Raw genomic sequence first — 1,396 nt, forward strand, 5'->3', positions numbered from 1 at the left:
GCCTGAGACCTGATGCCGAGCCGATTGTGGTGAAGTGGATGATCCTATGCTGTCGAGAAAAGCCTCTAGCGAGTTTCATGGCGGCCCGTACCCCAAACCGACTCAGGTGGTCAGGTAGAGAATACCGAGGCGTTCGGGTGAACTATGGTTAAGGAACTCGGCAAAATGCCCCCGTAACTTCGGGAGAAGGGGGGCCATTCCTGGTGACGAGTCTTGCACTCCGAGCTGGGGGTGGCCGCAGAGACCAGCGAGAAGCGACTGTTTACTAAAAACACAGGTCCGTGCGAAGCCGTAAGGCGATGTATACGGACTGACGCCTGCCCGGTGCTGGAACGTTAAGGGGACCGGTTAGCTCCATTTCGGTGGGGCGAAGCTGAGAACTTAAGCGCCAGTAAACGGCGGTGGTAACTATAACCATCCTAAGGTAGCGAAATTCCTTGTCGGGTAAGTTCCGACCTGCACGAATGGCGTAACGACTTCTCGACTGTCTCAACCATAGGCCCGGTGAAATTGCATTACGAGTAAAGATGCTCGTTTCGCGCAGCAGGACGGAAAGACCCCGGGACCTTTACTATAGCTTGATATTGGTGTTCGGTTCGGCTTGTGTAGGATAGGTGGGAGACTTTGAAGCCGTGACGCCAGTCATGGTGGAGTCGTCGTTGAAATACCACTCTGGTCGTGCTGGATGTCTAACCTGGGTCCGTGATCCGGATCAGGGACAGTGTCTGGTGGGTAGTTTAACTGGGGCGGTTGCCTCCTAAAGGGTAACGGAGGCGCCCAAAGGTTCCCTCAGCCTGGTTGGCAATCAGGTGTTGAGTGTAAGTGCACAAGGGAGCTTGACTGTGAGACTGACGGGTCGAGCAGGTACGAAAGTAGGGACTAGTGATCCGGCGGTGGCTTGTGGAAGCGCCGTCGCTCAACGGATAAAAGGTACCCCGGGGATAACAGGCTGATCTTCCCCAAGAGTCCATATCGACGGGATGGTTTGGCACCTCGATGTCGGCTCGTCGCATCCTGGGGCTGGAGTAGGTCCCAAGGGTTGGGCTGTTCGCCCATTAAAGCGGTACGCGAGCTGGGTTTAGAACGTCGTGAGACAGTTCGGTCCCTATCCGCTGTGCGCGTAGGAGTGTTGAGAAGGGCTGTCCCTAGTACGAGAGGACCGGGACGGACGAACCTCTGGTGTGCCAGTTGTTCTGCCAAGGGCATGGCTGGTTGGCTACGTTCGGGAGGGATAACCGCTGAAAGCATCTAAGCGGGAAGCCTGCTTCGAGATGAGCACTCCCACCTCCTTGAGAGGGTAAGGCTCCCAGTAGACGACTGGGTTGATAGGCCGGATATGGAAGCCCTGTGAGGGGTGGAGTTGACCGGTACTAATAGGCCGAGGGCTTGTCCTCAG

At 56.3% G+C, this 1,396-nt stretch carries 1 rRNA gene (running past one end of the window); it reads left to right on the plus strand.

The features are described from left to right. Positions 1-1,394: ribosomal RNA gene (locus tag ACFU74_RS36315) — 23S ribosomal RNA — on the plus strand (it extends 1,374 nt beyond the left edge of the window). Positions 1,395-1,396: the final 2 nt, after the last annotated feature.

Origin of the sequence: Kitasatospora sp. NPDC057500, from assembly GCF_042802195.1 — a bacterium.
Taxonomy (GTDB): domain Bacteria; phylum Actinomycetota; class Actinomycetes; order Streptomycetales; family Streptomycetaceae; genus Kitasatospora.